This window comes from Archangium sp., assembly GCF_036388035.1.
Taxonomy (GTDB): domain Bacteria; phylum Myxococcota; class Myxococcia; order Myxococcales; family Myxococcaceae; genus Archangium.
Genome location: NZ_DASVSO010000040.1, coordinates 1 through 6,828 on the forward strand (window position 1 = coordinate 1; position 6,828 = coordinate 6,828).

General features: G+C 69.2%; 7 protein-coding genes. 5 read left to right on the plus strand and 2 right to left on the minus strand.

Annotated features, from left to right (window positions below; all coding sequences use genetic code 11):
- On the plus strand, positions 1 to 558 hold a 558-nt coding region (locus tag VF697_RS01805; protein ID WP_331091637.1), incomplete at its 5' end, for a hypothetical protein.
- A 9-nt stretch (positions 559 to 567) separates the two neighbouring features.
- Here VF697_RS01805 and VF697_RS01810 read toward each other — a convergent pair.
- A complete protein-coding gene (locus VF697_RS01810) occupies positions 568 to 1,038 on the minus strand; it encodes an SRPBCC family protein (protein ID WP_331091639.1) in 471 nt (156 codons plus the stop codon).
- 296 nt (positions 1,039 to 1,334) lie between these two features.
- Here VF697_RS01810 and VF697_RS01815 point away from each other — a divergent pair, with 296 nt between their 5' ends.
- The 4 genes from VF697_RS01815 to VF697_RS01830 all read left to right on the plus strand — a co-directional run bounded on the left by VF697_RS01815 (position 1,335) and on the right by VF697_RS01830 (position 5,606).
- Complete coding sequence (locus VF697_RS01815) at positions 1,335 to 2,270, plus strand: SDR family oxidoreductase (protein WP_331091641.1); 936 nt, start codon at positions 1,335 to 1,337, stop codon at positions 2,268 to 2,270.
- Between the two features lie 157 nt (positions 2,271 to 2,427).
- The gene (locus tag VF697_RS01820) at positions 2,428 to 3,204 is read left to right on the plus strand and encodes a CHAP domain-containing protein (protein ID WP_331091644.1); all 777 of its coding nucleotides are present in this window, start codon (positions 2,428 to 2,430) and stop codon (positions 3,202 to 3,204) included.
- A 40-nt stretch (positions 3,205 to 3,244) separates the two neighbouring features.
- Positions 3,245 to 4,495 (plus strand): type IV pilus twitching motility protein PilT, encoded by a 1,251-nt coding sequence (locus VF697_RS01825; RefSeq protein WP_331091646.1) that lies wholly within the window; start codon positions 3,245 to 3,247, stop codon positions 4,493 to 4,495.
- A gap of 154 nt (positions 4,496 to 4,649) precedes the next feature.
- Positions 4,650 to 5,606: a class I SAM-dependent methyltransferase gene (locus VF697_RS01830; RefSeq protein ID WP_331091648.1), complete on the plus strand. Its 957-nt coding sequence runs from the start codon at positions 4,650 to 4,652 to the stop codon at positions 5,604 to 5,606.
- Between the two features lie 88 nt (positions 5,607 to 5,694).
- Here the strand turns inward: VF697_RS01830 and VF697_RS01835 are convergent, their stop codons facing one another.
- A complete protein-coding gene (locus VF697_RS01835; protein WP_331091650.1) occupies positions 5,695 to 6,711 on the minus strand; it encodes a hypothetical protein in 1,017 nt (338 codons plus the stop codon).
- Positions 6,712 to 6,828 lie beyond the last annotated feature (117 nt).

Consider the following 6,828-nt stretch of genomic DNA (forward strand, 5'->3'; position numbering starts at 1 on the left):
GAGGCCACCCGCCGCGAGCTTCAGGAGATGGCCCGGGCGCTGGGTGAGCAGCGGGCCCACATGGAGCGCCTCACCCGGGAAGTGGCGCGCCCCCTCGCCTCCGCACCTGGCCACACCCTGGCACACCCCGCCGAGCTGCCCGCCGCCAGCGCTGAGGTGGAGCGCCCGAGCACCCCGGCCCCGCCCGTTCAGCAGGTGCCGCGGTCCGCGCAGGAAGTGGTGGACCGCCTGGAGGAGGCGGTCCACGGCGAGCCTATCGACCCCCACTGGAGCCGGCAGGCGGAGGACCTGGCCCGCGCCAGGCTGGAGCGCACCCTCTCCACCTCCCGACTGGAGTCGGTGCAGTGCGGTGCCTCCGTGTGCCGCCTGGAGACCTCGCACCCCAACCAGGAGGCGCTGGAGCAGTTTCGCGAGCAGGTGCTGATGGCCTCCGAGCCGGTGCTCTGGAATGGGGCCTCCTATTCCTCCGTGCAGGGTGACGCCCGCGCGGGCACCCTGGTGACGGTCTCGTACCTGGCCCGGGAGGGGAGGCCGCTCCCCACGCTGGAGCACCCCTGAGTCGGGTCCCTACTTGCGGTGGGCGTCGGGGTGGTGGTCCGCCACCAGCCGCAGGTCGATCCCGTGCTCGAGGAACGCCTTCAGCCCGGCGAGCACCAGGGAGAAGCCGCCCGTCGCGTCCAGGGCCTGCGCGACGACTTCGTCCTCGGTGCCCGTGAAGTGACGGTTTTCGATGCGGACCAGGGTCGTGCCGTCCGGGCGTGAGTCGAACGCCCATTCGATGGTGGAGCTTCGTCCGTTGCCCGACCACTCGACGAGGATGCGCTTGTCGGGCTCGAGGGCGTCGACGCGAACCTCCGCCGAGGCGCCATACATCTCCCAGTCCCAACGCACGGTCTTGCCCGACTCCAGCCGGCCCGTGCTCCGGGTGAACCAGAAGCGGGTCGTCACGGTCGGATCGACGAAGGCGCGAAATACTTCCGCGACCGGTTTGCGGATCATCATCTGCACCTTCACCGTCGGCGAGCTGCGCGAAGTCACTTCCCACCTCCTCATGAGCGGCGTCATCGCGCCGCGTGGCCGCCAGAGTGCAGGCAACGAGGGGCGCGGAACAAGGCGAATTGCCAGCCAGGGTGTCAGCCGATTCGGAGGGAGCAATGTGCCGCCGGTACGAGTCCTTTGGCCCGGAGAACACACGCGCGCGCGTCGTTCGCTGAGCAGGTGACGCTACACCTCACCTCGTCGCGGACGGCCATTGCGCCCACCCGCCCCGCGGCGGCTATGTCCCTCCCTGTCTGCGCCGGGGCACGCGCCCCGCACACACTCGGGGGGAAATCATGCAGGGTTCATCCACTCACGCTCCGCAGCGCACCGTCCTGGTCCTCGGGGCCCGAGGCACCGTCGGCAGCGAAGTCACCCGTGCCCTGCTGGACGCGGGGGCGCGCGTGCGCATCCTCACGCGCTCCTCGCACGGGCTCGGCCACCTGCCCGACACCGTGGAGCGGCTGGTGGGAGACGTGGGGGATCGCGCCTGTCTGGCGCGGGCCATGGACGGCGTGGCGTCCGCCTTCTACTCCTCCCCGCACGAGGCGGACGAGGAGCAGCTGGCCCGCAACGTCGTGGAGGCGTGCGAGACGGCCGGTGCGCGCCTCGTCTTCGTGGGGGTCCACGTGGAGGGGCCGAACCGCCTGGTGCGCGCGCTCAAGCGGGTGGCGTTCGGTCGCCTGGCTCCGCACTACCGGCCGAAGTTCGCCATCGCCGAGCGCGTCCGCCGCTCGCGGGCCAATACGGTCCTGCTCATGCCCTCCAACTTCTATCAGAACGACGAGCTGTTCCGAGAGCAGCTGCTGGAGGGCATCTTCTCGCAGCCGCTGGGCCACCGGGGCCTCAACCGGGTGGACGTGCGTGACGTGGGCGATGCCGCGGCCCGAGCGATGCTCGACCCGTCCATCCCCTCGGGGCCGCTCCCGGTGAACGGGCCCGCGACCTTCTCGGGGCCCGCGTGCGCGGCGGTGTGGAGCGCCGCGCTGGGCCGCGAGGTGCGCTACACCGGTGACGACGAGCAGACCTGGACGCGCCCGCTGCGCGAGCGCCTCTCGGGTCGCAAGCAGGAGGACTTCCTCAATACCTACCGGATGATCTCGCGCTTCTACGTGCCGACGGATCCCCGCAGCGTCGCACGCACCACGGAGCTGCTCGGCCGTCCTCCCCGGAGCTATGCGGAGTACGTCCGGGACATGCTCGCCCGGTGGCGCTCGGCCGCGGCGGCCTGAGCAACCCGGCGCGGTCGACGAGGAGCGCGACATCGTCTTCTGGAGGTGAGTCGCTCGCCTGCCCGGTGTCCCCGCCGGCATCGGGAAGCTGGTTCTCTGCGTCACAAAACGCCGCGCCTCCCTCCATCGAATGCAGTGTCTCGATTGGAGGGGGGCGATGCTCTATCCCGGCAGGCTGATTCAGGTGGGAGAGGCCGACAAGCAGATCGTCAAGGCCGTGCAGCAGCGGTTGAACGAGCGCAGGTGCGGTCCACTCGAGGCCGACGGTGACTTCGGTCCGAAGACCCAGGCGGCGGTCATGCTGTTCCAGTCCCGCACCACGGACAGGGACGGGGTGCCCCTCAAGGTGGATGGGGTGCTCGGGGCGCTGTCGTGGGAGGTGCTCTTCGACGGACAGGTCCCGGTCATTTCCCAGGTGGACGATGAGTTGCTGGCACGGGTGCTCGAGGTCGCGCGCGCCCAGCTCGGGGTCCGGGAGGAGCCGAAGAACAGCAATCGTGGGAAGCAGGTGGACGAGTACCTGCGTTCGGTCGGACTCGACCCGACCCGTGGCAACTATCCGTGGTGCTGCGCGTTCGTCTATTGGTGCTTCCAGATGGCGGCGCGAGATCGGAATCGGGAGAACCCGATGGTCAAGACCGCGGGGTGCCTGGATCACTGGCTCAAGGCCGGAGAGCGGAAGATTCGACGCCTCCACGTGGCCCGAGCGATCGCCGATCCCGGGGTGGTGAAGCCGGGGATGGTCTTCATCATGGACTTCGGCGAGGGCAAGGGACACACCGGGATTGTCGAGCAGGTGAACGGGGGCAAGCTCCTGACGATCGAAGGAAACACCGACCCGTCCACCGGGAGCCGGGAAGGCGGTGGGGTGTACCGGATGAATCGCAAGCTCACACAGATGGGCCGTGGCTTCATCGACTACGCGGGCGCGTGAGCGCATCCTTTGCTAAACCCCTGGGACTGGAGGGGACGGCATGCGGCTCGAATCCATCATCCGGCTCGCCCGGGAGCAGGGCGCGAGTGACATCCATCTCGAGGGCGGAATGCCCATGGCCCTGCGGGTGCGCGGCGAGCTGCGGCTCGTGGGCGAACCCGTTCCTCCCGCCGCGCTCACCGAGATGGCCCGGGAGCTCATCGGGGAGCCCGACTGGCCCGCGTTCATCGAGCGCTGCTCGTATGACGGCTCGTCCAACGTCGAGGGGCAGCGCTGCCGCATCAACATCCTGCGCAGCGCTCGCGGGGTGGGCTTCGCCATCCGCCTGCTCGCCTCCTCCCAGGCCACGCTCAAGAAGCTCAACCTCCACCCGGACCTGCGGCGCCTCATCGAGCCCGCGCACGGACTGGTGCTGGTGAGTGGCCCCACCGGCATGGGCAAGACGTCCACCCTCGCGGCGCTGCTCAATGAGATCAACCTGAACGAGGCCCGCCACATCATCACGGTGGAGAGCCCCATCGAGTACGCGCTGACGCCGCGCCAGTCCTTCATCCGCCAGCGCGAGGTGGGACGCGACACGCCCTCGTTCGCCCAGGCGCTCGTGGATGCGCTCCGCGAGGATCCGGACGTGTTGATGATTGGCGAGCTGCGCGAGCCGGAGGTGATGCGGCTGACGCTGAACGCCGCGGAGACGGGGCACCTCGTGTTCGCCACGGTCCACTCCTCCAGCGCGCCCGAGGCGCTCCAGCGCCTGGTGGCCTCTTTCCCGCCGGAGATTCAGGGCGCGGTGTGCGCGCAGCTCGCCGACTGCCTCGTGGGCGTGGTGTGCCAGCGCCTGCGTTACCGCGCCGACCTGGGCATCCGTATCCCCGAGTGTGAGATCCTCATGGGCAGCACGCCGGTGAAGAGCCTCATCCGCCAGGGGTTCTTCTTCAAGCTGCCGTCGGCCATCGAGACCGGGGCCGCCGATGGCTCCTGGACCTTCACCCGCTATGGGGAATGGCTGAGCCGGAAGACGGACTGGAGCCTGCCCTCGGCGACGGAGGAGACACCAACCCCGCTGCCGCCCGTGCCGCTCCCGCTGGAGTCGCGGACGGAGCCGCTCGTTCCCCCGCCCGTGCGGACGAGAGCGGCCTCCCGCCCCGCTCCGCCCCCCCAGCGGCGTCCCCCGCCCGCACCGACAGTGCCCGCGGAGCCGCACGCCGAGGAAGGTGTCTTCGTGCTCCAAGAAGATGATGATCCGGAGGCCATCCTCCGCGAGCTGGAGAAGGGCGGGGGCTCGCGAGACTGAGCCGGTGGAGGCGGGGTTCCCTCGCGCCGCACGAGCAGCCGGGGCTGCTGCTCGTGTGTCTCCCGCGTGACGGAGTCCCACCCCCCTGGGGCCCCCCAGTTGTGCCGAGCAGGCAGTCATGCGCACCTTCACTTGGTTACAAGGGAGCACGGCCATGCACGAGGCAAAGCAATCCACGCAAGAGCGTTACTCCTACTCGTCGAGACCGATCGGGGTCGTCAACCGGGTACGCGAGGTGCAACACCTCTACCGCATGTGGCAGCAGGGGACGCTCGCGCAGGTGGATCGCACGCTCAACGCTGTCCGGGAGTGCGAGGAGCGCCTCACGGAGCTCTGCGGGGTCAAGCTCGAGGGACTGGATGTCCTGGATGTCGGGCCCGGCCAGCAGCTCAAGCACATGCGGGTGCTCTCCGTGAAGAACAGGGTGGTCGGCATCGACACGGACATCGTCGCGCAGGGCTTCCACCTGCACGACTACGTGGAGATGCTCCGCCGCAACTCGGTGCTCCGAACCGTGAAGACGGTGACGCGCAAGCTCCTCGGCTGGGACGAGCTCTTCGAGAAGAGCCTCGCGCGTGGCCTCTCCGTCCAGGGCTTCCCGCGCCTGCCCGTGTTCCTCATGGACGCCACGCGGATGAGCTTCCCCGACGCGTCCTTCGATGTCGTGTGCTCGTGGTCGGCCTTCGAGCACATCGAGCACCCGCGGACGGCCCTGGCGGAAGTGGCCCGCGTGCTGCGCCCCGGCGGCGTTGCCTACCTCGCCATCCACCTCTACACGAGCCACAGTGGCAGCCACGACCCACGCACCCTGTCGAATGACGGGGCGGCGCCTCCGTATTGGCCGCACCTGCGCCCCGCTCACCAGGGCTCGGTGCGACCGAACTGCTACGTGAACGAGGTGCGCCTCGACGAGTGGAAGCGCTTGTTCCACGAGACGATGCCCGGCGTGCACTTCGTCCACGAGCGCCAGGAGGAGCTGCTGCCCCACCTGCGCGAGCTGAAGGCGCGGGGCGAGCTCGCGGACTACTCCGACGACGAGCTGCTCTCGGTGGGCCTCATCGGCATCTGGCGCAAGGACGGGAAAACGACCCTGCCCACGGCGGTGTCCTGACGGAGGGACTCCCCAGGGGCCTGGGGCTTCCCTCCGGGCCACCGGACTCCGGGGGAGGGAGGTACCTCGCCCCGGAGCGCGGTGAAGGTCACTCGCTCCAGTAGGTGTCGGTCATCACGCTGAAGCCGTTCACGGTGTCGACGAAGATGGCGACGCTGTTGCCGCTCCAGGGGTCGTCCGCGTAGCTGAAGTAGCAACCCTTGAACGAGCGCCCCGCGATCCGCGCGTCGAGGTTCGCCATGCCGGCGGAGACCACGCTGCTGGGGATCTGATTGTTCCAGTTGGCGACGTCCACCGCGTACTCGACCGCGGCACGCACTTCGGCGGCGTCGGCCAGGTAGGGCCGGACGGTGGCGCCATACGGGACGCTGCTCGGCTCGAGCCCGAAGCACTCCATCCCTCCCTGCTGGTAATAGCGGCTCGTCACGACCTGCCACCAGTCGAAGTGGCGGGCCAGGCTCGCGCCGTAGGCGCCATGCTGCGGCACCGCGTTCGCCGCGGCGATGAGCGCCTCGAGGGGCCGGCTCAGCGTGGCCGAGTTCCGGATGTTGCGCAGGCTCACCTCGCCGATCCCCGCGACGTTGGAGATGGCCTGGGCCGACGTGAACGGGCGCAGGTTGAGAAGGTTCGCGGCGCCATTCCACGCGTCCGGCAGGACGTCATGCAGCTCGCTGTCGCTGATGGTGTTCACCAGCGACACGAGCGCGGCGGAGTCATCGGTGGAGAGCGCGAGGCCGTCCATGACGCCGACGCAGTTGGGGCCGATGAAACCCTCGGACCGGGCACCGGCCGCGATCTGCTCGAGACGGGCCTGACCGACCAGCCGGACCGAGGAGACGTCCGCCAGCGACACGAACGGCGACGACGCGCGCCGGGCGACGAGGTTGGTGACGACGTCGCTCGGCAGATACGCATCCAGCGTCGGGAACGACGCCGTGTTCACGAAGGTGAGGATGCCCTGGCACTCGGGGGCCACGTCCACGTCCGTTTCGGTGAGCGGCGCCTGCTGGCGCTGGAGGGATTCGGAGGTCGATTCGGATTCGGTACCACCGCAACCGACGAACAGGCCCACGGCAAGCAAGGCTGAACCGAGACGACGATGCATGGAGGACTCCTGGGGGGGAGACAGGGAAGCGCTGGGGTCCCATACATCATTACGGGCTTACGGACAATTCCTGGTTTGTGACGAAGACCCTCCTGCTGTGAGACGCTATGTCCGCAG